This window comes from Nonomuraea sp. LP-02 (genome assembly GCF_036289125.1).
In the GTDB taxonomy this organism is placed as follows: domain Bacteria; phylum Actinomycetota; class Actinomycetes; order Streptosporangiales; family Streptosporangiaceae; genus Nonomuraea; species Nonomuraea bangladeshensis.
The window spans coordinates 7,756,365-7,782,567 of record NZ_JAXCLK010000001.1; the positions used below are offsets into that span (position 1 = coordinate 7,756,365).

The 26,203-nt window shown below is 71.9% G+C and carries 21 protein-coding genes; 12 read left to right on the forward strand and 9 right to left on the reverse strand.

Annotated elements, in window-relative coordinates; all coding sequences use genetic code 11:
• The first annotated feature begins 93 nt into the window (after window positions 1–93).
• The 4 genes from SMD20_RS36410 (at window position 94) to SMD20_RS36425 (ending at window position 3,569) form a co-directional block, all read left to right on the forward strand.
• The gene (locus SMD20_RS36410; protein WP_329589986.1) at window positions 94–1,281 is read left to right on the forward strand and encodes an RtcB family protein; all 1,188 of its coding nucleotides are present in this window, start codon (window positions 94–96) and stop codon (window positions 1,279–1,281) included.
• Window positions 1,282–1,470: 189 nt separating this feature from the next.
• Window positions 1,471–2,316, forward strand: coding sequence for a DUF1996 domain-containing protein (locus tag SMD20_RS36415; RefSeq protein WP_329589987.1), 846 nt, complete (start codon window positions 1,471–1,473; stop codon window positions 2,314–2,316).
• Between the two features lie 14 nt (window positions 2,317–2,330).
• Window positions 2,331–2,894, forward strand: a complete 564-nt coding sequence (locus SMD20_RS36420) for a DUF305 domain-containing protein (RefSeq protein ID WP_329589988.1) — start codon at window positions 2,331–2,333, stop codon at window positions 2,892–2,894.
• Window positions 2,895–2,903: 9 nt separating this feature from the next.
• Window positions 2,904–3,569 (forward strand): phosphotransferase family protein, encoded by a 666-nt coding sequence (locus tag SMD20_RS36425; RefSeq protein ID WP_329589989.1) that lies wholly within the window; start codon window positions 2,904–2,906, stop codon window positions 3,567–3,569.
• 8 nt (window positions 3,570–3,577) lie between these two features.
• On the opposite strand, the gene SMD20_RS36430 is transcribed toward SMD20_RS36425, so the two are convergent.
• Genes SMD20_RS36430 through SMD20_RS36450 form a run of 5 tightly spaced genes read right to left on the reverse strand, consistent with a single transcriptional unit; the run spans window position 3,578 to window position 10,585 of the window.
• A complete protein-coding gene (locus tag SMD20_RS36430) occupies window positions 3,578–4,198 on the reverse strand; it encodes a phosphotransferase (RefSeq protein ID WP_329589990.1) in 621 nt (206 codons plus the stop codon).
• A gap of 48 nt (window positions 4,199–4,246) precedes the next feature.
• Window positions 4,247–4,927 carry a respiratory nitrate reductase subunit gamma gene (gene narI, locus SMD20_RS36435; protein ID WP_329589991.1) on the reverse strand — a complete coding sequence of 227 codons (681 nt, stop codon included), beginning with the start codon at window positions 4,925–4,927 and terminating at the stop codon, window positions 4,247–4,249.
• Entirely contained in the window at window positions 4,924–5,472 is a 549-nt protein-coding gene (narJ, locus tag SMD20_RS36440) for a nitrate reductase molybdenum cofactor assembly chaperone (RefSeq protein WP_329589993.1), read from the reverse strand. The genes narI and narJ overlap by 4 nt, the downstream gene beginning before the upstream one ends.
• Entirely contained in the window at window positions 5,469–7,085 is a 1,617-nt protein-coding gene (gene narH, locus SMD20_RS36445; RefSeq protein ID WP_329589995.1) for a nitrate reductase subunit beta, read from the reverse strand. Before narH ends, narJ begins: the two co-directional genes overlap by 4 nt.
• Window positions 7,085–10,585, reverse strand: coding sequence for a nitrate reductase subunit alpha (locus SMD20_RS36450; protein ID WP_329589997.1), 3,501 nt, complete (start codon window positions 10,583–10,585; stop codon window positions 7,085–7,087). Before SMD20_RS36450 ends, narH begins: the two co-directional genes overlap by 1 nt.
• Before the next feature lie 45 nt (window positions 10,586–10,630).
• Here SMD20_RS36450 and SMD20_RS36455 point away from each other — a divergent pair, with 45 nt between their 5' ends.
• The 3 genes from SMD20_RS36455 to SMD20_RS36465 are packed head-to-tail and all read left to right on the forward strand — an operon-like array spanning window position 10,631 to window position 15,381.
• On the forward strand, window positions 10,631–11,848 hold the full coding sequence (locus SMD20_RS36455; protein WP_329589998.1) for an MFS transporter: 1,218 nt from the start codon (window positions 10,631–10,633) through the stop codon (window positions 11,846–11,848).
• Window positions 11,849–11,904: 56 nt separating this feature from the next.
• The gene (locus tag SMD20_RS36460) at window positions 11,905–13,608 is read left to right on the forward strand and encodes an ABC transporter ATP-binding protein (protein ID WP_329590000.1); all 1,704 of its coding nucleotides are present in this window, start codon (window positions 11,905–11,907) and stop codon (window positions 13,606–13,608) included.
• Window positions 13,609–13,611: 3 nt separating this feature from the next.
• The gene (locus SMD20_RS36465) at window positions 13,612–15,381 is read left to right on the forward strand and encodes an ABC transporter ATP-binding protein (RefSeq protein WP_329590002.1); all 1,770 of its coding nucleotides are present in this window, start codon (window positions 13,612–13,614) and stop codon (window positions 15,379–15,381) included.
• Here SMD20_RS36465 and SMD20_RS36470 read toward each other — a convergent pair.
• Entirely contained in the window at window positions 15,371–17,446 is a 2,076-nt protein-coding gene (locus SMD20_RS36470; protein WP_329590004.1) for a S9 family peptidase, read from the reverse strand. The genes SMD20_RS36465 and SMD20_RS36470 overlap by 11 nt on opposite strands.
• 44 nt (window positions 17,447–17,490) lie before the next feature.
• Between SMD20_RS36470 and mshB the strand changes: the two genes are divergently transcribed.
• From mshB to SMD20_RS36495, 5 genes are read left to right on the forward strand one after another with little or no spacing between them, the layout of a single operon-like run.
• Complete coding sequence (gene mshB / locus SMD20_RS36475) at window positions 17,491–18,396, forward strand: N-acetyl-1-D-myo-inositol-2-amino-2-deoxy-alpha-D-glucopyranoside deacetylase (RefSeq protein ID WP_329590006.1); 906 nt, start codon at window positions 17,491–17,493, stop codon at window positions 18,394–18,396.
• A gap of 11 nt (window positions 18,397–18,407) precedes the next feature.
• Window positions 18,408–18,824 (forward strand): DUF6113 family protein, encoded by a 417-nt coding sequence (locus SMD20_RS36480; RefSeq protein ID WP_329590008.1) that lies wholly within the window; start codon window positions 18,408–18,410, stop codon window positions 18,822–18,824.
• Between the two features lie 17 nt (window positions 18,825–18,841).
• A complete protein-coding gene (locus tag SMD20_RS36485) occupies window positions 18,842–19,336 on the forward strand; it encodes a flavin reductase family protein (RefSeq protein ID WP_329590009.1) in 495 nt (164 codons plus the stop codon).
• Between the two features lie 40 nt (window positions 19,337–19,376).
• Complete coding sequence (locus tag SMD20_RS36490) at window positions 19,377–19,940, forward strand: dihydrofolate reductase family protein (protein WP_329590010.1); 564 nt, start codon at window positions 19,377–19,379, stop codon at window positions 19,938–19,940.
• 59 nt (window positions 19,941–19,999) lie between these two features.
• The gene (locus tag SMD20_RS36495) at window positions 20,000–20,416 is read left to right on the forward strand and encodes a hypothetical protein (RefSeq protein ID WP_329590012.1); all 417 of its coding nucleotides are present in this window, start codon (window positions 20,000–20,002) and stop codon (window positions 20,414–20,416) included.
• Between the two features lie 10 nt (window positions 20,417–20,426).
• On the opposite strand, the gene SMD20_RS36500 is transcribed toward SMD20_RS36495, so the two are convergent.
• The 3 genes from SMD20_RS36500 to SMD20_RS36510 all read right to left on the reverse strand — a co-directional run bounded on the left by SMD20_RS36500 (window position 20,427) and on the right by SMD20_RS36510 (window position 26,173).
• Complete coding sequence (locus tag SMD20_RS36500; RefSeq protein ID WP_329590014.1) at window positions 20,427–22,886, reverse strand: penicillin acylase family protein; 2,460 nt, start codon at window positions 22,884–22,886, stop codon at window positions 20,427–20,429.
• A gap of 170 nt (window positions 22,887–23,056) precedes the next feature.
• Entirely contained in the window at window positions 23,057–24,307 is a 1,251-nt protein-coding gene (locus tag SMD20_RS36505) for a CysS/YqeB C-terminal domain-containing protein (protein WP_329590016.1), read from the reverse strand.
• Between the two features lie 21 nt (window positions 24,308–24,328).
• Window positions 24,329–26,173: a sigma factor-like helix-turn-helix DNA-binding protein gene (locus SMD20_RS36510; protein ID WP_329590018.1), complete on the reverse strand. Its 1,845-nt coding sequence runs from the start codon at window positions 26,171–26,173 to the stop codon at window positions 24,329–24,331.
• Between the last annotated feature and the right edge of the window lie 30 nt (window positions 26,174–26,203).

Genomic DNA, 26,203 nt, shown 5'->3' on the forward strand with positions numbered 1-26,203 from the left:
TGTTGACCCCGCCTAATTCGGTTGCGGCGGGTATGGGATGTCTGGCCTTATAGATCGCGTTCCAGTTGGACCTGCGAGAGGAGGCGACACGCGATGACGTACCACGAGGTGACCGGGACCAGGCATCCGCTCCGGATGTGGGCGGAGCCAGAGGCCGTCGATCCCCAGGCGATGCAGCAACTGCGCAACGTCGCGAACCTCCCCTGGGTCCACGGTGTCGCCGTCATGCCCGACGTCCACCACGGCAAGGGCGCGACGGTCGGGTCGGTCATCGCCATGCGCGAGGCCGTCTCCCCGGCCGCCGTCGGCGTGGACATCGGCTGCGGGATGAGCGCGGTCAAGACGTCGTACAAGGCGTCGCAGCTCCCGGACAACCTCGCCTACCTGCGCGGGAAGCTGGAGCAGGCGGTGCCGGTCGGCTTCTCGCACCACAAGCGCCCGGTCGACCCCGGCAAGATCTTCGGGATGCGTACGGCCGGCTGGGCCGAGTTCTGGAAGAGCTTCGACGACCTCGCCCCGGCGGTACAGGCCCGCCGCGAGCGGGCCGAGGCGCAGATGGGCACCCTCGGCGGCGGCAACCACTTCCTGGAGGTCTGCGCCGACGACGAGGGCACCGTGTGGGTCGTCCTCCACTCCGGCTCCCGCAACATCGGCAAGGAACTGGCCGAGCACCACATCGGCGTCGCCCGCGGCCTGTCGCACAACCAGGGACTGGTGGACCGCGACCTCGCCGTCTTCCTCGGCAGCACGCCGGAGATGGACGCCTACCGCCGTGACCTCTACTGGGCCCAGGACTACGCCCGCCGCAACCGGGCGCTCATGATGGGCCTGGTCTGCGACGTCCTCCGCCGCCACCTGCCCGACATCACCTTCGACCAGCCCATCTCCTGCCACCACAACTACGTGTCGGAGGAGCGCTACGAGGGCGTGGACGTGCTCGTCACCCGCAAGGGCGCGATCCGGGCCGGCTCGGGCGACCTCGGCATCATCCCGGGCTCGATGGCCACCGGGACGTACATCGTCAAGGGGCTGGGGAACGGGCTGGCGTACAACTCGGCCTCGCACGGGGCCGGCCGCAAGATGAGCCGGAACAAGGCGAAGAAGACGTTCACCGTGAAGGACCTGCAGGAGCAGACGTTCGGGGTGGAGTGCAGGAAGGACGCGGGGGTGCTGGACGAGATTCCGGGGGCGTACAAGGACCTGGAGTCGGTGATGGCGGCCCAGGCCGACCTGGTCGAGGTCGTCGCCCACCTGCGCCAGCTCATCTGCGTCAAGGGCTGACCCGGCCGTCTGTCGCTGAGAGAGCGCTCCCTCTGATGGGCCGGAGGAGTGGCCGGGAATCGCGCTTTCCGTGAAATCTCGGTTCCGGGAGGGTTAACGGGGTTCTTGACAGGGGTCAAGTGGGCGAGCAGTCTTCTCGTCAAGGGAGCGCTCTCTCAAGCCATCGCCGCCCACCCCCAGGGAGCCGCCATGCGTGTCACGCGCCTGCTCGCCCTCCTGTCCGTGCTGCTCGCCACGTTCGCCGTCGCCCCGCGGCCGGCGGACGCGCAGGTCGTCCGGGTCGCGGAGTTCCTCGCCGACTGCCCGTTCAGCCATCGGCTACCGGACGATCCGATCGTCTTCCCCGGGCTGCCCGGAGCCTCGCACATGCACAGCTTCTTCGGCAGCCGGGTCACCAACGCCTCCACCACGCTCGCCGATCTGCAGAACGGGGCGACCAACTGCAACCCGGCCGTGGACAAGTCGTCGTACTGGGTGCCGACCTTCTACCGGGACGGAGCGCCGGTCGAACCCGCCATCATCACGTTCTACTACCTGGGGGAGGGCGTCCGGGACGACATCGTCGCGCGGACGCAGCCGCTTCCGCTGGGGCTGCGGATCGTCGCGGGGAACGCCAAGGCGACCGGGCCGGGGGACGGGTCGTCCATCGCGCGGTGGTCGTGCCTGCACGCCGGGCAGGTGCCGCCGTCGAAGGACTTCGTGACGTGCCCGAGCGGGACGATGCTGGAGTCGTACCTGGACTTCCCGCAGTGCTGGAACGGGCGGGACCTCGACTCCGCCGACCACAAGAGCCACATGGCGTACCCGGTGGCGGGGGCGTGCCCGAGCACGCACCCGGTGCCGGTGCCGAAGCTGCGGCAGGTCATCCGCTATCCGGTGAGCGGGGACCCGTCGCACTTCCGGCTGGCTTCCGGCGGCGGGTACACGATGCACGGCGACTTCTTCAACGCCTGGCCGCAGGCGGAGATGGAGCGCCGGGTGCGTGACTGCATCCGTCCGGTCGTGAAGTGCGGCGCGGACGGGCGGCCGGTCTAGGTGCCGGGTTCCTCATGGTGAGGGCGTGGGTGTCGGCGGCGTTCGCGCTGTTGTTGTTGCTGGTCGGTGGCTGCGGCTCCACGGCCGGCGGTACGGTGGCGAGCTCAGGCTCGGCGTTCAACCCCACCGACGTCGCCTGGTTGCAGCTCGCCGAGGCGCTGCACGCGCGGGCGTTGCCGATGCTCGCGCTCGCACCCGGCCGTTCCGCCTCCCCCGAGCTCGTGGAGGTGGCGGAACGGCTGGCGGAGGAGCACGGGGAGGGGCGGGAGCGGTTGCGGGCGCTGCTCGTGCGGGCCGGGGCGGGTGCGGTGGAGAATCCGCATGCGGGGCACGACATGCCGGGCATGCCGACCGCCGACGATCTGGAGGCGCTGCGGGGGCTGCGGGGTAAGAAGTTCGATCGGCGGTTCGTCCCGTTGGTGCGGGCGTACCTCGATCAGCTCGTACTGGTCGCCGAGGGGGAGCGGCGTTCGGGGGCGTCCGAGGAGGTGCGGCGGCTGGCCGCCACGATGGCCCGTGCGCACGAGGCCGAGCTGGCCCGGCTGGCCGAGGCGGCCCCAGAGACGAGCGTCCGTTAGCTTGGGCACATGGAGCTGATCGGGGTGGGGCGCAGCGCCGACGTATACGCGCTCGACGACGATCTCGTGCTCCGCCGCTACCGCGACGGCCACGACGCCCGGGAGGAGGCGGCCGTCATGGCGTACGTGGCCGCGCACGGTTACCCGGTGCCCGAGGTCAGCCCGGGGCCCGGCGGCGGGAGCCCGGCCGACTTGGTGATGCGCCGGTTGCCCGGTCCGACGCTGCTCCAGGCCGTGTCCGGCGGCACGTACGACCCCGTGGAGGCGGGCAGGCTGACGGCGCGGCTGCTGCGGCGTCTGCACACGATCCCCGCCCGGCGGTCGCCCGACCCGCTCGACCGGGTGCTCCATCTCGACCTGCACCCGGACAACGTCATGCTGACACCCGCCGGGCCCGTTGTGATCGACTGGCGCAACAGCCGCGAGGGCCGTCCCGAGCTGGACGCCGCGCTGTCGGCCGTCATCCTGGCCCAGGTCGCGGTCGACGAGGACAGTCCGCTGGCCGGGCTCGCGCGGGCGGTGCTGTCGGGCTTGCTCCGCGAACTCGGCGATGTCATGGACCGTGGCGGGCGAGCGCTTGACGAGGCCGCCCGCCTACGGGTCGCCGATTCCGGCCTCACGGCCGAGGAGGTCGGCTTCGTCGATGCCGGGGTACGGCTGATCAGGGGTGGTTGAGGGGGAGGTCACTCCGACCAGGCGGTGGTGGTGTCGAGGCGCTGGAGCCATAGTTTCTCGCCGTCGCCGCCCGGCTCCCACCGGGCGCAGAAGTCGAGCAGTGCCCGGCAGCGCGCGAGCATCGCCGCCTGCCGCTCCGTCCAGTCGGGGACGAACCCGTCGTAGGCGGCGAAGAAGTGCTCCAGCAGCGGCACGTGTTCGGGGTGGTGGCTGCGGATGATCCACTCGCACCAGGCGAGGTCCTCGACCGGCCGGCCCGGGTGCGCCCACTCCCAGTCGAGGATCGCGGTGGTGCGGAAGGTGGCCGGGTCGAAGAGCATGTTCTGGGGGCCGTAGTCGCCGTGCACGATCCCCAGGCGGTGGATGCCGCCGAGGATCCGGCCGCACTCGGTGAGCACCTCGACGGCGTGGCCGTCGTCCAGGAGGTCCTGGCCGTGCTCGCCGGAGACGAAGCGGGTGGTCAGGCTGTCGGCGGTGATCTTGTGAACGCGCGGGACCGGGATGCGGCCGCGCAGGCGGCGCAGGTATCTGCTCTCCGTGCTCAGCCTGAACGCCGCCTCGGGGCCCTGGTAGCACTTCACGACCAGGGCGCCGTCGCCGAATGTGCTGTTGGTGTACCCGTGCTTCACAAGGGACGATTCTGGCCTACCCGGACCCCTCCCGGGACCCGCGCCACGCTACCTCGCCCGGCTCCGATACACGATGTAAGGACGGAACAAATACCCCACAGGGGCGGAAAGCGCGTGGACCAAGCGGCTGAACGGGAAGAGTACGACCAGCCCCATCCCCACGACCGTGTGCAGTTTGTAAAGACCGCTCGCCGCACTCATCGCCGTCGTGTCGGGACTGAAGGTGAGCACCCCGCGGAACCACGGTGCGACCGTCGTCCGGTAGCTCTCCTCGCTCGGCGTGTACCCCGCCACCGTCGTCACCACGCCGGTGACGATCGCCGCCGCCAGCACCACGTACATCGTCTTGTCGTTGGCCGTCGTCGCGAGGAACACCGGCCCCTGGGTACGCCGCCGGTAGATCAGCAGGGCCAGCCCCGCGAGCGCGGCCACCCCGGCGATCCCTCCCCAGACGAGGGCGTTCGCGTGGTAGGTGGCATTGCTCACGCCGATCGCGTCGGTCCAGGCCAGCGGGATGAGCAGGCCGGTGACGTGGCCGACGATCACGAAGATCAGCGCGTAGTGGAACAGCGGGCTCGCCACCCGGAGCAGCCGCCGCTCGTAGAGCTGGGAGGAGCGGGTGGTCCAGCCGAACTGGTCGTACCGGTAGCGCCAGATCAGGCCGCCGATGAAGATCACCACGGTGACGTACGGCGCCACGGTCCAGAGCAGGCTCTCGCTCCCGTTCACGCCTGCCTCCCGACGCTCTCGGCCGGCGGCCCGCCGGCCGCGAGCCGCCGCACCTCGGCCCGCTGCTCGGCGGTCGCGGGCGGCAGCGTGCCGCACACCGCGCCGATCACCAGCGCGTACGGCGACCCGCGCCCCTCCAGCGCGGCCCGCAGCAGCTCCAGCCCCACCCGGTGCTCCCGCAGCACCTCGGCCCCCGCCGCGTCGAGCGCGGCGAACTCCAGCACCACCGGCAGGAAGTCGGGCAGCTCGTCCTCCATCAGCTCCCACCCGGCGGCCCGGTAGCGGCGTTTCAGCGCGGCCAGCGACGCGCCCCGGCGGCGGGTGTCGCCGTCGGCGTAGTAGGTCAGGTAGAGGCAGCAGCGCCGGTCCAGGTCGAACGTCTCCACGTAGTGCGCGGCCAGCTCGCCCGCCCCCAGCCTGGCGACCCGGTCGAGGAACGCGGTGAAGTACGGCGCGGCCGCCTCCCTGATCAGTGGCAGCCGCCGCCAGAACCGCTCGTCCGGATAGGCCAGCAGGTGGGCCGCGGCCTGCCAGAGCACCTTCACGGCCGCCTCCGCCGTGGCGGGAACAGCCCCGCGGGCATGCCCCGGCCGTCCCAGTTGAGGAGGTTGACCCGCTTATGGGTCACCTCGTCGCCGGTCTGGCGCTCCTTCAGCCCGTGGAAGCTCTCGACCGACACCGGCTGCGGGCGGCCCGACGCCTCGCCGAACGGCCCCTGCATGCCGGGACCGCCGTCGTAGTCGAGGCTGCAGCCGGCCTCGTCCACCACTCCGGGCTGGTTGCCGTACGCGGTCGGGATGACGTAGCGCTCGTCGTACTTGGCGAGGGCGAGCAGCCGGTACATCGCCGCCAGGTCCTCCTCGCTCATGCCCGCCTCGGGCGGCAGGACCGGCGGGCGGCCCAGGTTGACGGCCCGCATGTACGACCGCATCGCGGCCAGCTTGCGCAGCGCCGCCGTCACCGGCGCGGGATCGCCCGCCGTGAACAGCCCCGCCAGGTAGCCGACCGGGATGCGCAGCGCGTCGATGGCGGCGAACAGGTTGACCGCGTCCTCGCCGTCGTGGCCGGTGCCGGCGAGCGCGTCCACGACCGGCGAGAGCGGCGGGACGTACCAGACCATGGGCAGCGTGCGGTACTCGGGATGCAGGGGGAGGGCGACCCGGTAGCGCTTGACCAGGTCGTACACCGGGGAGCGGCGGGCGGCCTCCAGCCACTCGGCGGGCAGCCCCGCGGCCTGGGCGGCGGCCGCGACGACCGGGTCGTGCGGATCGGCGAACAGGTCGAGCTGGGCCTCGTACAGGTCGCGCTCGTCCGGCACGGCGGCGGCCTCGGCGACCCGGTCGGCGTCGTACAGCAGGACGCCGAGATAGCGCAGGCGGCCGACGCACGTCTCCGAGCAGACGGTCGGCAGCCCGACCTCGACCCGCGGGAAGCAGAATGTGCACTTCTCCGCCTTGCCGGTGCGGTGGTTGAAGTACACCTTCTTGTACGGGCAGCCGGTCACGCACATGCGCCAGCCCCTGCACCGGTCCTGGTCCACGAGCACGATGCCGTCCTCCTCGCGCTTGTACAGCGCGCCGGAGGGGCAGGAGGCCACGCACGACGGGTTGAGGCAGTGCTCGCAGATGCGCGGCAGATAGAACATGTACGCCTCTTCGAACGACAACTTGACCTGCTCAGAGACCTGCGCCAGCACCGGGTCGGGCGACGGGTCGCCGCCGAGGTCGTCGTCCCAGTTGGCGCTCCACTCGATCTTGGTCGGCTCGTTGCTCAGCAGCGACCTCGGCGGCGCCACGGGCACGTCGGACGACAGCGGGGCCCGCGTGAGGTTCTCGTAGTCGTAGGTCCAGGGCTCGTAGTAGTCCTGGATGGAGGGCAGCAGCGGGTTGGCGAAGATGGTGAGGAGCTTGCGCAGCCGGCCGCCCGCCCGGGGCTGGAGCCTGCCCTTGCGGTCCAGCGTCCAGCCGCCCCGCCACTTCTCCTGGTCCTCGTAGCGGCGCGGGTAGCCCTGGCCGGGCCGGGTCTCGACGTTGTTGAACCAGACGTACTCGACTCCGGGACGGTTCGTCCACGTCTGCTTGCAGGTCACCGAGCAGGTGTGGCAGCCGATGCACTTGTCCAGGTTCATCACCATGGCGATCTGGGCCATGATCCGCATCAGTAGCGCACCTCCTGGGAGCGGCGGCGGATGGTCGTGAGCTCGTCGCGCTGGTTGCCCGTCGGGCCGAAGTAGTTGAAGCCGTACGAGAGCTGGGCGTGGCCGCCGATCAGGTGCGTCGGCTTGATCAGCACCCTGGTCAGCGCGTTGTGGATGCCGCCGCGGCGGCCGGTCGCCTCCGACAGCGGCACGTCGATCAGGCGGTCCTGGGCGTGGTACATGTAGACCGTCCCCGGCGGCATGCGGTGGGAGACGATGGCGCGGGCCACGACCACGCCGTTGCGGTTGACGGCCTCCACCCAGTCGTTGTCGGCCACGCCGAGCCGGGCCGCGTCCTCGTCCGACATCCAGATCGCCGGGCCGCCCCGCGACAGCGACAACATGAGCAGGTTGTCCTGGTACTCCGAGTGGATCGACCACTTGCTGTGCGGCGTCAGATAGCGCAGCCGGCCGCTCTCGCCGAACAGCGCGGCGAGGTCCAGCGGCGGACGGTAGACCGGCAGCGCCTCGCCGTACTCGTGCATCCAGTCGTGGTCGAGGAAGAAATGCATCCGGCCGGTCAGCGTGTGCCACGGCTTGCCGTGCTCGACGTTGATCGTGAACGGCGCGTAGCGGCGGCCGGACGACTCCTTGCCCGACCACTCCGGGCTCGTGGACACGTGCACCGGCCGCGCCTGCGCGTCGGAGAAGACGATCCTGTGGCCCTCGTGGGCCAGCCCGGACAGGTCGGTCCCGGTGCGTTCGGCCAGCTCACGGAACCCTTGCGCGGCGAGCCGGCCGTTGCTCGCGCCCGACAGCGCGAGGATCGCCTCGCACGCCTTGGCGTCGGTGTCCAGCTCGGGACGTCCCTTCGCCACGCCGCGCGGCACCAGGCCGCACCGCGCGCCGAGCCAGGCCACCTCCTCGTCCGGCCGGAACGTCACCCCCTTGACCGGCAGGCCCAGCCGCTCCGTCAGCGGGCCGAGCGCGGCGAGCTGGTCGGCGACCGCGCCGTAGTCGCGCTCGACGACGTGCAGGGCGGGCTCGCGGTCGTGGCTGAGCTCGCTCGGCGTGTCGTGCTGGTGGGCGGTCGCCACCACGTCCCTGCGCACGCCGAGGCGTTCGCGGGCCAGGTCGCTGAAGGCGCGGGCGATCGTGTGGAAGGCGGCGAAGTCCGTACGGGTCTCCCAGGGCGGGCTGATCGCCGGGTTGAAGGCGTGGACGAACGGGTGCATGTCGGTCGAGGAGAGGTCGTGTTTCTCGTACCAGGTGGCGGCCGGCAGCACCACGTCGGAGAAGACCGTCGAGGACGTCATGCGGAAGTCGAGCGTGACCAGCAGGTCCAGTTTGCCGCTCGCCGCCTCGGGATCGGGGTGCTCCAGGTTGGAGGTCGCGCCGAGGAGGTGGTGCAGGAAGTACTCGTTGCCCTTGGCGCTGGAGCCGAACAGGTTGGAGCGCCAGAGCATGAGCACGCGCGGCCAGTTGCGTGGATCGTCCGGGTTCTCGGCGGCGTAGCGGAGCCGACCGGCGCGCAGCTCCTCCCGCGTGTACGCGACCGGATCGGCGGCCTCCCCGAGCTCCAGCGGATTGCGGTCGAACGCCGGAGCCATCGGCATCCAGCCGTTGCGCACCGCCTCGGCCACCAGGTCGGCCGTGCGCCTCCCGCGGAACGCGCCGCGCCCCACCGGCGAGGCCAGCTCGCCGGCGTCGAAGCGGTCATAGCGCCACTGGCCGGTGTGCAGGTACCAGAACGGCGTGCCCGGGACCAGCCTGGCCGGCCGCGACCAGTCGGCGGCGCTCGCCAGCACCTGCCAGCCCGCCAGCGGCCGGCACTTCTCCTGGCCCACGTAGTGCGCCCAGCCGCCGCCGTTGCGGCCCTGGCAGCCGGTCAGCAGCAGCAACGACAGGAACGCCCGGTAGATCGTGTCGCCGTGGAACCACTGCGCCGCGCCCGCCCCCATGATGATCATGCAGCGGCCGCCGGTGGCCTCGGCGGTCCGCGCGAACTCGCGGGCCAAGCGGGCCGCCCGCTCGGCCGGCACGCCGGTGATCGGCTCCTGCCACGCCGGCGTGTACGGCCGCGCCGCGTCCTCGTAGCCCTCCGGCCACTCACCGGGCAGTCCGGGGCGGCGGACGCCGTACTGGGCGAGGAGCAGGTCGTAGACCGTGGTGACGAGATGCCCGTTGATCCTGGTCACCGGAACGCCCCTGACCAGCGGCTCGCCGCCGTCGAACCGGGGCAGCAGCACCTCGGCGGCCTGGCTCCAGTCGTCCATCACGGTGAGCTTGGGGTCGGTGCCGAGGTCGAGGTTCCAGCGGCCCTTGCCCGACTCGCTCCAGCGGAAGCCCGCCGAGCCGTTCGGCACCACCGGGCGGCCGTTGCGCGACAGCAGGACCGTCTTCCACTCCGCCGCCTCCTCCTGCAGGCCGAGATCGCGGGCCGTGAGGAACCTGCCCGGCACGTGCCGGCCGTCCCGCCGCTCCAGGCGGACGAGGAAGGGCAGGTCGGTGAAACGCTTGACGTAGCCGGTGAAGGACGGCGTGTCGCGCTCCACGAAGAACTCCTTCAGCAGCACGTGGCCCATCGCCATCGCGAGCGCGCCGTCCGTGCCGGGGCGCACGCTCAGGAACTCGTCGGCGAACTTGGCGGCGTCGCTGAAGTCGGGGCTGACCACCACGACCTTCTGGCCCCGGTAGCGGGCCTCGGCCATCCAGTGGGCGTCCGGCGTGCGCGTCACCGGCACGTTGGAGCCCCACATCATCAGGTACGCGGCGTCCCACCAGTCGGCGGACTCCGGCACGTCCGTCTGGTCGCCGAACACCTGCGGCGAGGCGACCGGCAGGTCGGCGTACCAGTCGTAGAAGGAGAGCATGGTGCCGCCGAGCAGCGACACGAAGCGCGAGCCGATCGCGTGCGAGACCATCGACATGGCCGGGATCGGCGAGAAACCGGCGATCCGGTCGGGGCCGTAGGCGCTGATCGTGTGGACGTGCGCGGCGGCGATCATCTCGGCCGCCAGGTCCCAGCCGACCCTGACCAGCCCGCCCCTGCCGCGGGCCCCCTGGTACGCGCGCCGCTTCTCCGGGTCGCCGGTGACCTCCGCCCAGGCCGCGACCGGGTCGCCGAGCCGCTCGCGGGCCTCGGCGTACATCTCGACCAGCACGCCCCGCGCGTACGGGTAGCGGATCCTGGTCGGGGAGTAGGTGTACCAGGAGAAGGCGGCGCCGCGCGGGCAGCCGCGGGGCTCGTACTCGGGGCGGTCGGGGCCCACGCTCGGGTAGTCGGTCTCCTGGGCCTCCCAGGTGATGATGCCGTCCTTGACGTACACCTTCCACGAGCACGAACCCGTGCAGTTCACCCCATGTGTGGAACGGACCACCTTGTCGTGGCTCCACCGGTCCCGGTAGAAGGCGTCGCCCTCCGTGCCGCCGGCCAGGCGCAGAGTGTGCAGGTCACCGCTGGTGGCCGCCGATCTGCGCAGGAAACGGCCGGTTCTGAGGAGGACGTCCTGGGCGCTCATACCCCCACTTCATCACAGAAAGTAATTCTCTGTTACACAGGGTGTATGTCTGAGCTTCGTAAAGGTTCGCGGGATCCCGGCCCCCGCGACGCCGGCGTGGCGGTCCTGCGCGCCGGTCAGGCCCGCAACCTGGTCCTCGCCACCTTCGCCTTCGCCGTCACCTTCTGGGCCTGGAACCTCATCGGCCCGCTCGCCGCCACCTACAACCGGCGGCTCGGGCTCACCCCCACGCAGACCTCGCTGCTCGTCGCGATCCCCGTCGTGGTCGGCGCCCTGGGCCGGATCCCGGTCGGGGTGCTGGCCGACCGGTTCGGCGGGCGGCGCATGTTCGCCGCCGTCTGCTTCGTCTCGATCGTCCCCGTCCTGTTCGTCGGCTGGTCCGACTCGTACGGCTGGCTGCTCTTCTGGGGCTTCCTCCTCGGCACCCCTGGCACGTCCTTCGCCATCGGCATCCCCTTCGTCAACGCCTGGTACGAGCCCGCCCGCCGTGGCTTCGCCACCGGCGTCTTCGGGGCCGGCATGGGCGGGACCGCGCTGTCGGCCTTCTTCACCCCGCGCCTGGCAGACGCGTTGGGCCGGCCGGGCACGCACGTGTTGATGGCGGCCGTGCTGGCGCTGACCGGGGTGCTCATGCTGGGGGGCAGCCGTAACTCGCCGCTCTGGTCCCCGGCCACCGCGCCCGCCCTGCCGCGCATCCGCGAGGCGCTGAAGGTCAGGGCCACCTGGCAGTGCTCCTTCCTGTACGCGGTGACGTTCGGCGGGTTCGTGGCCTTCTCGACGTACTTGCCGGCCCTGCTGGAGAACGCCTACCGCTTCGCCCAGACCGAGGCCGGGATGCGCACCGCCGGCTTCTCGATCGCGGCCGTGCTGTCCCGGCCGCTGGGCGGCACGCTGTCCGACCGGCTGGGGGCCGTCCGGGTGCTGCTCATCGCGTTCGGCGGGGTGGTGGTCATGGCGGTCGTCCTCATGTTCCGGCCGCCCGCGGAGGTGCCCGCCGGGGTGAGCTTCGTCCTCATGGCCTTCTTCCTCGGGCTGGGCACGGGCGGCGTGTTCGCGCTGGTCGCCAAGCTGGTCGAGGCGTCGAAGGTGGGGACGGTCACCGGTCTCGTGGGCGCCGCCGGCGGCCTCGGCGGCTACTTCCCGCCTCTCGTCATGGGCGCGGTCTACACGGCGACCGGCACGTACACGATCGGGTACGTGCTGCTGGCCATCACCGCGGCGGCCGCCCTGCTGTACACGTGGCGGGCGTTCCGGCAGGCATGAGCCCTCGGCGAAAATGGTTTGCCGTGCGGCCTGACCCTTGTCAAGGTTGTCAGGCTATGCGCTCCCTTCCTGACGCCGATCCTGGCGTGCCCGACCTCCGCAGTCCGCTCCGTTACCTGTGGTGGAACGCCCGGCGACAGGCCTCGGCCCTGCTCGCCGGCATCGGCTACGCCATCCTCTGGTGGCTGATGCAGGCGCTGATGCCGGCCGTGCTCGGGAAGGGCATCGAAGCGGTCACCGCCAAGGACACCGACGGGCTGCTGACCTGGGCGGCCGTCCTGTTCGGGCTGGGGCTGGTGCAGGCGTTCAGCGGGATCATGCGCCATCGGATGGCCGTCTACAACTGGCTGGCCGCCGCCTACCGCACCGTGCAGCTGACCACGCGCCACGCCGCCAAGCTGGGGGCGACGCTGCCGAAGCGGCTCTCCACCGGCGAGGTCGTCAGCGTCGGCAACTCCGACATCGCGCACATCGGCAGCTCCATGGACATCCTGCTGCGCGGCACCGGCTCCGTCGTGGCGATCATCACCGTGACCGTGATCCTCATCTCGACGTCGCTGCCGCTCGGGCTGCTCGTGCTGTTCGGCGTCCCGCTCATGGCCGTCGCCGTCGGGCCGCTGCTCAAGCCCCTGCACCGGCGGCAGGCCAGGCAGCGCGAGCTGACCGGCGACCTGTCCACCAGGGCCGCCGACATCGTCGGAGGGCTGCGGGTGCTGCGCGGGATCGGCGGCGAGCAGGTGTTCGCCACGCGCTACCGCGAGGAGTCGCAGCGGGTGCGGCACGCCGGGGTGCGGGTCGCGCACGTCGAGTCGGTGCTCGAAGGCGCGCAGATCCTGCTGCCCGGCCTGCTCATCGCGATCGTCACCGGCGTCGGCGCCTCCTTCGCGGTCGCCGGCCAGATCCCGACCGGCCAGCTCGTCGCGTTCTACCTGTACGCGGTGTTCCTGATCGGCCCCATGCGGACGCTGACCGAGGCCGCCGACAAACTCACCAAGGGCCACGTGGCGGCCGGCCGGGTGATCCGGATCCTGTCCATCGAGCCCGAGATCAAAGGCGGCAAGGGCGGCAGCGGGGGCGGGGTGCTGCGCGACTCCTACAGCGGCGTGACCGTCCAGCCGGGCGTCCTGACGGCGGTGGCCGCGAGCTCCCCCGAGGACGCCGTCGCCATCGCCGACCGCCTCGGCCGCTACGCCGACGGCGACGTCACGTTCGGCCCGGCCGACCTGAGCTCGCTGCCTCTGGACGAGGTCCGCCGCCGGATCCTGGTCGCCGACAACAGCGCCCGCCTCTTCACGGGCCGGCTGCGGGACGAGCTGGACGTGCGGGCCCGTGATACGGACGCCGCCGGCGACGAGGGACGCATGAAGGAGGCGCTGCGCGCCGCCTGCGCCGAGGACATCGTCGAGGCGTTGCCCGACGGGCTCGACACCTGGGTGGCCGAGGCGGGCCGGGAGTTCTCCGGCGGGCAGCAGCAGCGGCTGCGGCTCGCCCGCGCGTTGCTGGCCGATCCCGAGGTGCTGATCCTGGTGGAGCCGACCAGCGCGGTCGACGCCCACAGCGAGGCGCGGATCGCCCAGCGGCTGGCGGCGAGCCGGGTCGGGAAGACGACGCTGGTCTGCACGACCAGCCCGCTCGTGCTCGACCGCACCGATCACGTGGTTTACGTCGAGGACGGACGGGTGCTGGCGGAGGGGACACATCGGCAGTTGCTCGACATCTCGCCGGCGTACGCGACGACCGTCACCCGCGGGGAGGGCTGATCCATGGCCAAGCAGATTCTGCCGATCGCCGACCGGAAGCAGGTGCGGGCCTACGCCCGGCGGCTGACGCTCAAATATCCGCGGCAACTCCTCACGGCGCTGGCGCTGCACGCGCTGGCCGCCGTGTCGGGGCTCGTGGTGCCGTGGCAGCTCGGCGGGCTGGTGGACGACATCGAGCGGGGCGTCGCGGTCGACGTCGCCCTCGTGGCGGTCGCCATCGGCGCCTTCCTGCTGGTGCAGGGGCTGCTCATGCGCTACGCCGTGCTGGCCTCGGCCAGGCTGGGCGAGAAGGTGCTGGCCGAGCTGCGCGAGGAGTTCGTGGACCGGGTGCTCGCGCTGCCGCTGTCGACCGTCGAGCGGGCCGGGGCCGGCGACCTGATCACCCGTACGTCGCGGGACGTCGACTCGTTGTCGCGCACGGTGCGGCACGCGGTGCCGGAGACGCTGATCGCGGGGGTCACGTTCCTCATCACCATGGGCGCGCTGGTGCTGGTCAGCCCGCTGCTCATGCTGCCCATGCTGCTCGCCGGGCCGGTCATCTACGTCGCCACCCGCTGGTATCTCAAGCGGGCCAGGGACGGCTACCTGCGCGAGAACGCCGCCTACGCGGACATGACGGAAGGGCTCGCCGAGACCGTCGAGGGGGCCAGAGCCGTCGAGGCGCTCGCGCTGCAGGAGCGCCGCCGGGCGCGCACCGACGACGACATCGCCCGCTCCTACGCGGCCGAGCGCTACACGCTCGGGCTGCGGGTCGTCTGGTATCCCGCGGTCGAGCTCGGCTACGTCATCCCCGTGGTGAGCGCGCTGCTGGTCGGCGGGCTCTTCTACACCGAGGGCTGGGTGACGCTCGCCCAGGTCACCGCCGCCGCGCTCTACGCGCAGCAGCTCATCGACCCGCTCGACCGGTTCCTGATGTGGATCGACGAGTTGCAGGTGGGCGGCGCCGCCATGGCCCGGCTGCTCGGCGTGGCCAACGTCCCCGACGACCGGGCGCCTGCCGGCGAGCGCCCGGCGGGCGAACTGCTGGAGGCCCGCGACGTCCGCTACGCCTACCGGGAGGGCCACGACGTGCTGCACGGCGTGTCCCTGACCGTGCGGCCCGGTGAGCGGCTGGCGATGGTGGGGCCGTCAGGGGCGGGCAAGTCCACGCTGGGACGGCTGCTCGCGGGCATCCACGGGCCGCGTGCCGGGTCGGTGACGGTGGGCGGGGTGCCGCTCGTGGACCTCCCGCTGGACGAGCTGCGCGGGCACGTCGCCCTGGTCACCCAGGAGCACCACGTGTTCAAGGGCACCGTGCGGGACAACCTGCTCATCGCCCGGCCCGACGCGGGCGACGAGGCCGTGCGCGAGGCGCTGGGGGCCGTGGACGCGCTGGACTGGGTGCTCGGCCTGCCCGAAGGGCTGGAGACCCAGGTGGGGTCCGGCGGGCACGCCGTCTCGGCGGCCCAGGCCCAGCAGCTCGCCCTGGCCCGGCTGGTGCTGGCCGACCCGCACACCCTGGTGCTGGACGAGGCCACCTCCCTCATCGACCCGCGGGCCGCCAGGCACCTGGAGCGGTCCCTGGCGGCCGTGGTGGACGGGCGCACGGTCATCGCGATCGCGCACCGGCTGCACACCGCGCACGACGCGGACCGGGTGGCCGTGGTGGAGGACGGGCGGATCAGCGAGCTGGGCTCGCACGAGGAGCTGGTGGCCGAGGGAGGGTCGTACGCCGCGCTCTGGGCGAGCTGGCACGGCACTCCCGTCCCCCGGCCCGAGGAGGTCAGGCGGTGATGCCCAGCGACTTCTTCAGGAAGTCGACCTGGAGCAGCAGCAGGTTCTCCGCCACCACCTCCTGCGGCGTCATGTGCGTGACGCCCGACAGCGGCAGCACCGTGTGCGGGCGACCGGCGGCCAGCAGCGCCGACGACAGGCGCAGCGTGTGGGCCGCCACCACGTTGTCGTCCGCGAGCCCATGAATGATCATGAGCGGGCGCTCCAGTTTGGCGGCGTCCGCGAGGAGTGAGGAGTTCTCGTACACCTCGGGCTGCTCGTCCGGGTGGCCCAGGTAACGCTCGGTGTAGCACGTGTCGTACAGCCGCATGTCGGTCACCGGAGCGCCGGCCACGGCCGCGTGGAAGGCGTCCGGCCGCCGCAGCACCGCCAGCGCGGCCAGGAAGCCGCCGAACGACCAGCCGCGGATGGCCACCCGCGACAGGTCGAGGTCGTCGCCGTACTGCTCGGCCACGCCCTGCAGGGCGTCGACCTGGTCCTCCAGCACGGGGGCGGCGAGGTCGTTGAGCACCGCCCGCTCGAACGCCGTGCCCCGCCCCGGCGTGCCGCGGCCGTCGGCCACGACCACGGCGAAGCCCTGCTCGGCGAACCACTGGCTCTCCAGGAACGCGCCCCGCCGGTTGAGCACCCGCTGCGCGTGCGGCCCGCCGTACGGGTCCATGAGCACGGGCAGCTTGCCCGAGCCCTGCTCGTACCAGGAGGGGAGCACCACGGCGGTGGCCAGCTCGCGCCGCCCGGAACGCCCGATGGACACCCGCAGGTCGAGGCCGGGCCGCTCGGCGAACGACGGGATCGGCACCGCCATGCCGTCGCGCCGCACGACCGTCACCGACACACCCTCGGTGTCGAGGCTCTGCTCGGCGAGCACGCCGACCCCGCCGGCCATCCGCCCCGAGAACACCCCGGACCTGGTCGAGACCGGCAGCAGCGAGTGACCGTCCCAGGTCCAGAGCTGGATCTCGGTCGGGTCGCCGCTCGCGCTGAACAGCACGCTGTCGTGGTCGACGTCCAGCACGGCCCGGACCTGGAGCGTCGGCGGGGTCACCACACGGTCGCCGACGTGCAGGCGGTGGCCGCCCTCGCCGTTGGCCACCCAGACGAGGGAGCCGTCGTCGAGGTGCGCGGGCACGCCCGTGACGATGTCGACCCAGGCCGGGTCGGTGTCCTCGCGCACGAGCGTGGTGGCGCCGGTGGCCGGGTCGACCGTGAACAGCCGCATGGTCTTCTGGTCGCGGGTCAGGGTCACAATGGACAGCGCGTGGGAGTCCCAGGCGGCCGTGGTGAGGTATTCCTCGTCGTACGGCACCGCCACCCGCGACCCGTCGAGCCCGAGCACGTAGAGCTCGGTGCGGGCGTTGGGCGTGCCGGCGGCCGGATAGCGGTGGGCCACGGGGGTGCGGTCGGGGTTGGCCGGGTCGGCGATGTGCCAGATCCGCACCGGCGCCTCGTCGGCCCGCTCGACCAGCAGCGCGTCGCTCGACGGCGCCCACCAGTAGCCGCGCAGCCGGTCCATCTCCTCGGCGGCGATGAACTCGGCCAGCCCGTACGTCACCGTCTCCGACTCCGGCGTGGCGAGCGCGCGGTCCTCGCCCGTGACGAGGTCCTGGACGCGGAGGGCGCCGCCGGTGACGTAGGCGACGTGCCGCCCGTCGGGCGACAGCCGGGGGTCGATGACCGCGCCGGGCGTCTCCAGCCGGCGGGTCTCGCCGGTGGCCAGCTCGACGACGTAGAGGCCGCCGGACAGCGCGAAGGAGGCCCGGGCCACCATCGAGTCGGTGGCGTAGGCCACGATGCCGCCCGCCGCCTCCCGGCTGCGCTCGCGCCTCGCCCGCTCCTCCGGCGGGAGGTTCTCCTCCTCGTCGCCGTGGAGCAGCCGCGGATCGACGACCAGCCGCTCGACGTGGGTGGCGGTGTTGAGCTCCCACAGGCAGGTCACGGCGTCGGTGCCGGTGCGGGTGCGCAGGAAGATCACCTGGCCGCCGTCGGGGGAGATGGTGAAGCCCCTGGGCACCCCGAGGGTGAACCGGCGGGTCCTGGCAGACAGACGCGGGAAGCTCTCACTCATGGGGCCAATCCTGCCAGGAACGCGCCCTTGTTACGCTCGTGGCCATGACGGATCGACGCCTGCTGCTCGTGCACGCCCATCCGGACGACGAGTCGATCGGCACCGGCGCCACCATGGCCAAATACGCGGCGGAAGGCGCCCACGTCACGCTGGTCACCTGCACGCTGGGCGAGGAGGGCGAGGTCATCCCCGCCGAGCTCGCGCACCTGGCCGCCGACGGGGAGGACCGGCTGGGCCCCTATCGGGTCGGCGAGCTCGCCGCGGCCTGCGCGGCGCTCGGCGTCGAGGACCACCGCTTCCTGGGCGGGCCGGGGCGCTGGCGCGACTCGGGCATGATGGGCGCGGCCACCAACGACCACCCGAGGGCGTTCTGGCGCGCCGACCTCGACGAGGCGGCGGGCGAGCTGGTGAAGGTCATCCGCGAGGTACGCCCCCAGGTCCTGGTCACCTACGACGCCAACGGCTTCTACGGCCATCCCGACCACATCCAGGCGCACCGGGTGGCGCGCAGGGCGTTCGAGCTGGCCGCGAAGCCGGACTTCGGCGACGGCGAGCCCTGGCAGATCGCGAAGTTCTACCACACCGCCCTGCCCAGGTCCGTGATGCGGCGCACGGCGGAGGCGCTGCACGAGGCCGGCACGGGTTTCCTGCTGGAGGACGTGGACGACATGCCCTTCGGCAACCGCGACGAGGACGTCACCACCGAGATCGACGCCCGGCCGTGGCTCGGCCACAAGGTCGCGGCGATGCGGGCGCACGTCACCCAGATCACCGTCCGCGAGCCGTGGTTCGCGCTGTCGAACAACATCGGCCAGGAGGTGCTGGGCGTCGAGCACTTCGTGCTGGCGGCCGGAGTGCCCGGCCGGCCGGTGCCGGGGCCGCCGGTCGAGGCGGGCGGGCTCGGCGAGCCACAGAACCGCGAGAACGATCTCTTCGCGGGCATCCACTAACCTCAGTCGGCATGGAACATCGCAGCCAGGCCGAGTCGGCCCTGGGCGGAGCGGCGTACGGCATGTTGTTCGTGCTGGGGGTCGTCATGGGGGTCGTGGGCGGGTTCACACATCCCCTGTGGCCGGTCGGTCCGCTGCCGGGGGCGGCCGTGGTGTGGGTGCTGATGTTGTTCGTGGTGTGTCTGGGGGCGGGCAGGCTGCTGCGGGCGCGGCTGGGCGCGGCGGTGGCCGGAGCCGGGTGGCTGCTGGTGACGATGCCGTTCACGGTGCAGCTGGCGGCGGGTGATCTGGTCATCGCCAGCGGATTGCCGGGATATGTCTACCTGTATGGGGGTCTGGTGGCGCTTGTGGTGGCTTATCTGCTTTCGCCATCGTCTAGCAGGGGATCGTGGCTTTTGAGAGGGTACCCTCCGAAGAGCCAGACTTGAGGGCATAAAGTAACTGGGTGCATTCGACAGAGCGGCACGTGGACCCGGATACCTACCGTAAGGTCGTCGGCCGCTTCGCCACCGGGGTCGCGATCGTGACGACCAGGGTGGGCGACCTCGATCACGCCATGACCGTCAATTCGTTCACGTCCGTCTCGCTCGATCCGCTCCTCGTGCTGTTCTGCGCCGAGAAGGTGGCCAGGTTCCACGACGCGGTGCTTGAGGCGGGGGTGTGGGGGGTGTCGGTGCTGCCCGCCGTCATGGAGGACACCTCGCGCTTCTTCGCCCATCGCGGCCGGCCACTGGACGGACAACTGGCGCGGTGGCCGCATCGCCGGGGGGACTCCGGGGTGGCGCTGTTCGACGGGGCCATCGCCACGCTGGAGGTCGCCACGAACGCGGTGCACGACGCCGGCGACCACTCGATCGTGGTGGGCGAGGTGGCGTCCCTGGGGATGCCGTCGGACGGGCCGCCGTTGCTGTACCACGAAGGCCGCTACAAAGGTTTCTGACGCACCGATGACTTCCCGGCGGCGCCGGGGTCTCAAGCGCATGCGGAAACTGATCGCGACAGTGTTCAACTACTCCCTCGACGGCCTGCTCGCCGACGAGGGCACCGACTTCTGGAAGTTCTGCTTCGACCTGCCGGAGAACAGCCGGCCCGACGACCCGGCCTACCTCGACTTCCTCCGGAGCGCCCACACGCACGTCATGGGCCGCGCCGCCTACGAGTCCATCTCCAAGGGCATGACGACCGCCACCGACCACCCGTTCGCCGCCATCCTGAACCCCGCGCGCAAGGTCGTCTTCTCCCGCACGCTGAAGACGGCCGACTGGGCCGGCACCACCATCGCCGCCGGCGACACCAGGGAAGAGGTCGACAAGCTCAGGCTGGGCGGCGACGGCCACATCCTGGTCTGGGGCGGCGTCGGCCTCTGGCGCTCGCTCATGCGGCTCGACCTGATCGACGAACTCCGGGTGAGCATGTTCCCCTACGTCGCGGGCGAGGGCACCCGGCTGTTCGACGGCGTCCCCAGCTCCTACCGGCTCGACCTGGTCTCCAGCGCCACTTCCAGCAACGGGATCCTGGAGCTGAGGTACCGGCGGCACCGCTGACTCAGCCCGTCCTTGACCACCGCCGGGAACACGGCATAGTCGGCGGTGGGAGGGGTCTCATGGAAAGGCGTTATCGGGTCCGGCGGGCGGCCAACTACGTCAACCTCGCCACGCCGTTCGGCCTGCTGATCTCGGTCGTCGGCGGCGCCACCCGCCGGCCCGGCCCCGACGGGCTCATCCTCGCCTTCGGCTACCGCTACCGCTTCCCCGTCGCGGGCGCCTTCACGGTCGGGAACGTGGTCCTGACCAGGCGTGACTCGCTCGACGAGCGGCTCATCCTGCACGAGGGGCGGCACGCCACGCAGTGGGCCTGGTGCGTCGGGCTGCCCATGCTGCCGCTCTACCTGCTCGCCATGCTGGCCTCGGTGGTGGTCTGCGGGCACCAGGCGACGTACAACGTGTTCGAGCGGCTGGCGGACCTGGAGGACGGCGGATATCCCCGCGTGCCGCCGCGCTGGCGGCGGCACCCGAGGTGACCCCGTCAGGTCAGGGGCTCAGCTTCAGCGTGTGCACGGCCGCCTTGCGCACGGCGTCGGGGCCGGAACGCATCGGCAGCAGCCCGCCCCTGGCCCAGATCTCGGCCTGGTCCCAGTAGTTCTCGTGGAAGGCGTGCCCCGACGCGCCCGTCAGGTTGATCCACTGGGACTTGTCCAGGTCGGACAGGTCCACCACCATCCGCATCGACGGCACCGCGGTCACCGCGTAGCCCTTCTGGGCGTTCCATCCGGTCGCGTTCACCGCGTCCTTGCCGCCCGGCACCGCGATCGGCCCGCGGTTGAACAACGCCTCCACGGGCGCGATGCCGGACGTGCCGAGGGAGCCGTTGACCAGGTCGAGCTGGTGCAGGTCGCCCCACCGCCAGTCGGAGACCTTCTCGCCGAACCGGTCGGCCAGCTCCTGGTACGCCGACGCCATCGCCTGCCGCAGCACGTCGTCACGCCGCTCGGTGACGTTCTTCGTGGTGACGTCGTCCCAGAAGGGGTCGTCGGGGGCGTCGAGCAGCCGCCTGACGACCTCGTACCAGCGGTCGCCGCCCGCGGGCCGGGCCTGCTCGGGCAGCTCGTCGTGGAAGGTCAGGGCGAGCACCTGCCGCCACACGGCGTTGAAGTACGCGGCCGGCGCCGAGTCGAGCTTCTGCTCGCCGTCCCACGACGTCAGCAGCTCCCTGGCCTGCTTGGCGGGGCCGGCCAGGTCCACCTTCTCCAGCGCCGGCACCAGGGTCGCGGCGAAGTTGTTGCGGGTGTCGGCCTGGATGGCGGACATGGTGTCCGCGTCCACCTTGCCCTTGCCGACGGCCTCCTCGACGAGGGTGCGGATGCGCTCGGAGCGGTAGCCGTAGGCCCAGTCCTGGGTCAGCAGCGGCTTGTAGCGCGAGGGGTCGATGACCGCGTTGTTGGCGGTCACCACGAAGCCCTCGGCGGGGTCCTCGACGGACGGGAGCTGTTCGAAGGGGATCGGGCCGGGCTGCCAGTCGTACTCGCCGGTCCAGCCGGGCACCGGCCACCTGCCGTCGCCCTTCGCGCGTACGGGGATGCGGCCGGGCGCCTGGTAGCCGATCTTGCCGGAGGTATCGGCGTACACGAGGTTCTGGGCGGGCACCTCGAACAGCGCGGCCGCCGAGCGGAACTGCGCCCAGTCGCCCGCCCTGTTCAGCGCGAAGATGGCGCTGGCGGTGTGGCCGGGCGTCAGCGCCGTCCACTGGAGCGCGACCGCGTTCGCCTCGTCGGTGGGCTTGGCGTCGGGCATGACCTCGTTGATCAGCGGGCCGTGCACGGTGCTGCGCACGGTGATCGTCACGGTGGAGCCGCCGGCGACCTTGATCTGCTCCTTGCGGGTCTCCAGTCTGCGCCGCTCGCCCCGGTACAGGTACGTCTCGCCGTCCACCTTCTCCAGGAACAGGTCGGCGACGTCGGGCCCCAGGTTGGTGAAGCCCCACGCGATCTTGGCGTTGTGCCCGATGATCACGCCGGGCACGCCGGAGAAGGTGAAGCCGGTCACGTCGTACGGGCACTCCGGGCCCACCTGCCGGCAGTGCAGCCCCGCCTGGTACCAGACGGACGGGAGCTGCGGCGACAGGTGCGGGTCGTTGGCGAGCAGCGGCTTGCCGCTCTTGGTGTGCGCGCCGGAGACGACCCACGAGTTGGAGCCGATGCCCTCGCGGTCGGCGGTGCCCATGGTGCTCGGCACGGCGTCGAGGGTCCGGGCCGCCGACTGGAAGACGGCGCCGGTGCCGAGGCGCAGGCGCGGCTCGGCCTCCTGGTCGAAGCGCTCGCGGTCGATGGCGCCCGAGGTGACGATGGGGGAGTGCCGGTCGAACGGATAGCCGGGGTAGAGCTGCTCGACGCGGTCGCGGGGCAGCTTCGCGGCGATCAGCGCCCGGTCGATCTCGTCCTCCATGTTGGAGCGCAGGTCCCAGGCCATGGCCTTGAGCCAGGCGAGGGAGTCGGCGGGGCCCCACGGCTCGGGGTGGTAGTCGCCGTTCTGGATCTTCAGGATCGAGTATTCGAGGCTGCGGTCGGAGGCGTTCGGGTGGGCGCTGAGCCAGGCGTTGACGCCCTTGGCGTACGCGTCCAGGTACTCACGGGTGTCCTCGGACAGCAGGGGCAGCTCCTGCTCGGCGACGCGGCGCCAGCCCATGGTGCGCAGGGCCTTGTCGGTGTCCAGGGTGGACTTGCCGTAGAGCTCCGAGAGGCGTCCGGCGGTCATGTGACGGCGGAAGTCCATCTCGTAGAAGCGGTCCTGGGCGTGGACGTAGCCCTGGGCCATGAAGAGGTCGCCCGGGCTGGAGGCGTAAATATGCGGGATTCCTGATTTATCGCGATAAATCTCCACGCTCCCGGACAGCCCCGAGAGCCGCACCGCCCCGTCCACCTGCGGGAACGACTGCCGCACGATGAGGACGAGCACACCGGCCAGCACCAGCGCCAGCACGAGAAGAACGGTCACCACCCGAGCGAACCACCGCAACGGCCGCGGCAACCACGCATAGGGCCTCACCGACCGACACCTCCAACTTCCCTGGAACTGGCACTAAGTCTGGCAGCCCTTGATCACTACTCCGGACGTGTTCGTCCGTCTTCGTTCACCTTCGCAGAGGATTGGCAGGGTATGCCGGTTCACGCCCAGGTCTGACCGCTGGGGGTGTCCGAGACCCGCACGCCCAGCTCGGCCAGCTCGTCCCGCAGCCGGTCGGCCTCCGTCCAGTCGGCGGCCTCCCGCGCCCTGGACCGCGCCTCCAGCAGCTCACCGGCGCCCGCCGGCAGCGTCGGCGCCTTGCCGATGTCGATCGGCAGGTCGAGCCCGAGCACCTGGTCGACGTGCAGGAACGCCTCCAGCTTCGCCCCGGGGGGCACCGACTCGTCACGTTCGAGCTCGCGCAGCACGCGCAGCGCCGCCGGGGTGTCGAGGTCGTCGCCGAGCGCCGACTCCACCCGCTCCACGTGCCCGGCCGCCATCGGCGCGCTGGGCGACTCGGCCCACTCGGCGACCCGCGAGCGCCAGCGCCGCAGCGTGCGGTCGGCCGCCCGCAGGGTGTCCCAGGTGAGGTCGAGCCGCCGGCGGTAGCGGTGCTCCAGGAACGCCATCCGCACCGCCAGCGGGTCGAGCCCGGCCGCCGTCACGTCGGACAGCAGCACCACGTTCCCGGTGGACTCGGCCATCTCGCGCCCGTCGAACAGCAGGTGCTCGCCGTGCACCCAGTGCCGCACCACCTCGTGCCCGGTCACCGCGTCGGACTGCGCCCGCTCGTCCTCGTGATGGGGGAAACGCAGGTCGATGCCGCCGAGGTGCAGGTCGACGACCGGGCCGAGGAACCGCAGCGACATGGCCGAGCACCCCACGTGCGGGCCGGGGAACCCGCGCCCCCAGGGGGAGTCCCAGGTCAGCTCGCCGTCGCCGGGCTTCCACAGGGCCCAGTCGGCGGGCCGCGGCTCCTCCGGCCGGTCGCCGGAGAGCTCGCCGTAGGCGGGGAACGTGCGTACGTCGAAGAAGACCGAGCCGTCCGGCACCGCGTAGGCGTGGCCGCGCTCGACCAGCTTCGCGATCAGCTCGACCATGGGTTCGACGTTCTCGCTCGCCCGCGGCGTGTGCTCCGGCGGCCGGAGGTTGAGCGCGGTGGCGTCGGCGCGGAAGGCGTCCGCGTGGTCCACGCCGGTGGGGTGGCCGACGTCGGTGATGTTCTGGCAGGCCAGCACGCGCGCCCGCCGCCGCTCCAGGACCCGCCTCACCAGGTCGGCCAGCACGTACGTACGCAGATCGCCGACATGGGCCCGCCGGTGGCCGGCAGGCCCGCAGGTGTAGATCCGCACCAGCCTGCCGAGCTGGACCGGGACGACCTGGCCGGCGCGCGTGTCGTGGATCCGCAGCATTCTCCCGAGCCTAGCCGGGGGTCATCCGCCCAGGAAACCGAGGATGTCGCGGTCGCCGCGCTCGCGCAGCCGCCCGAGGATCTCCTCGCGCGCCGCGGTGTCGGGCAGCCCGATCCTGGCCCCGATGAGCCGCAGGCCCTCCATCTCCGAGCTGACCGGAGCGGTGTAGCCGAGCAGGTAGAGGGCCCGGTTGACGGGCGGCATCCCGACCGGCGCGGCCGGCAGGTAGCGGGTCAGCAGCTCGCCGCCGTCGGAGACGGTCAGGAAGACGTGGTCGCCCTCGCTCGCTTTGTACTCGGACAGCACGTTGCGGATCGACCCCATGGTGGGCTGGTTGTGCCAGCTGATCACCACGTCGCCCGACGTCGCCGAGGCCGTGAGCTGCCCGCCGGGCGCCATCCCCAGGTAGGCCGCGAACCCCGTCGGCAGCGGCGAGCCCGACCCGCGCAGGTGCTCGGCGTTGACGTCCACCCGGTGCCACCAGCGCCCGTCGCGGGAGCGGAAGCTGCGCCGGGTCAGCGAGACGTCCTTGCGCGGCTGGTACGGCTCGGCCTCCCCGCTCGGCGAGGTGCCCGCCACCCGGATCCAGCCCCGCTGTGTCCGCTCGAACCCGGGACCGCCGGAGTAGGCGCGCACCGAGCTCTCGCTGACGTCGTAGCGGGAGGTCAGGTTCGTCACGATCGTGGAGACCGACGCCTCGCCGCCGGCCCGCTCGATCTCGCGGGCGATCATCTCCCTGATGCCGAGGTACTCGTCGCCGCCCCAGCGGGTCAGGCCGTACTTGTTGCGGTCGATCCGGAGGAAGCGGTCGTCGGCGGTGAGCTGGTTGCGGATGCCGACCAGGCTGTAGTCCTCGCCGATGCGTTCCTGGATCTCCTCCGGCGACAGCGGCGTGCCGGCCACGGCGAGCACCGCCTCGGCCTTCTCGTTGATGCTGCGCGGCCACGGCACCACGTGCTGACCCAGCACGCGCAGGTGCGGCACGTCCAGGATCCACCGCTCGGCGACGTCCTCGCGCACGCCGAGCCCGGAGACCAGGCCCACGGCCTCGCCGATCGGGCGCGGGCCGTCGGCGAAGAGCTGGCGGGTCTTCTCGCGCAGCTCGTCGGCGCCGCCCGCGACCAGCCAGCCGTCGGACTGCTCGTAGCCGGTCAGCAGCGTGCGCACGAAACGCCAGGCGGGGATGCCCAGGGAGCGCAGCTCGGTGCGGTGCCAGGGCACGGTGGCCTGCAGGTCGTCGGCGGGCGCCGCGGAGCCGAGCCGGCCGCGCAGCCACGTCACGTGGGCCACGAGCGGCGCGGCGTCCTGGCCGGTCAGCCAGTTCTCGACGTGGTCGCGCAGGTCGCGCTCGATCTGCCTGATGCGCTCGCGCGTCACCGAGAACCGCTGCGCCAGCTCGTCCAGCGTGGCGCGCTGCGCGGCGTACAGGCGGTCGCGGGCGATGGCGCGCTGCCGGTCGTCCAGCGCGGCGAACAGCTCGTCGATCACCTCGGGAAGCGGCCGGTCCGGCCGTACGGGGGCCGGGGCCGCCTCGGGGACGGGTTCGAGCAGCCGCTCGAACACGCCGGCGAACAGCTTCTGCGCCACGTCCTTGCCCAGCGTCTCCGGCGTCCGCTCGGCCTCGGCGGGGTCGGAGAAGCGCAGCAGCGGCAGGATGTCGCCCAGCGGCAGGTGTCCCCAGAAGGCCACGGCGAGGTCGGCCAGGCGGCCGGCCACGGTCTGCGTGCCGACGACGGCACAGGCACGGTCGAGGGGGAGCGCCTGCCACCAGGCCTCGGGCAGCTGTGGCTCCTCCAGGACAGGCGCGACCTGCCCAGGGGAGGTCCAGCGCACGGGTGGCGCGAGGTCGCTCAGGCTGAGGTTCATTGAGGTCCAACCGGCAATGGGAAGTATCCG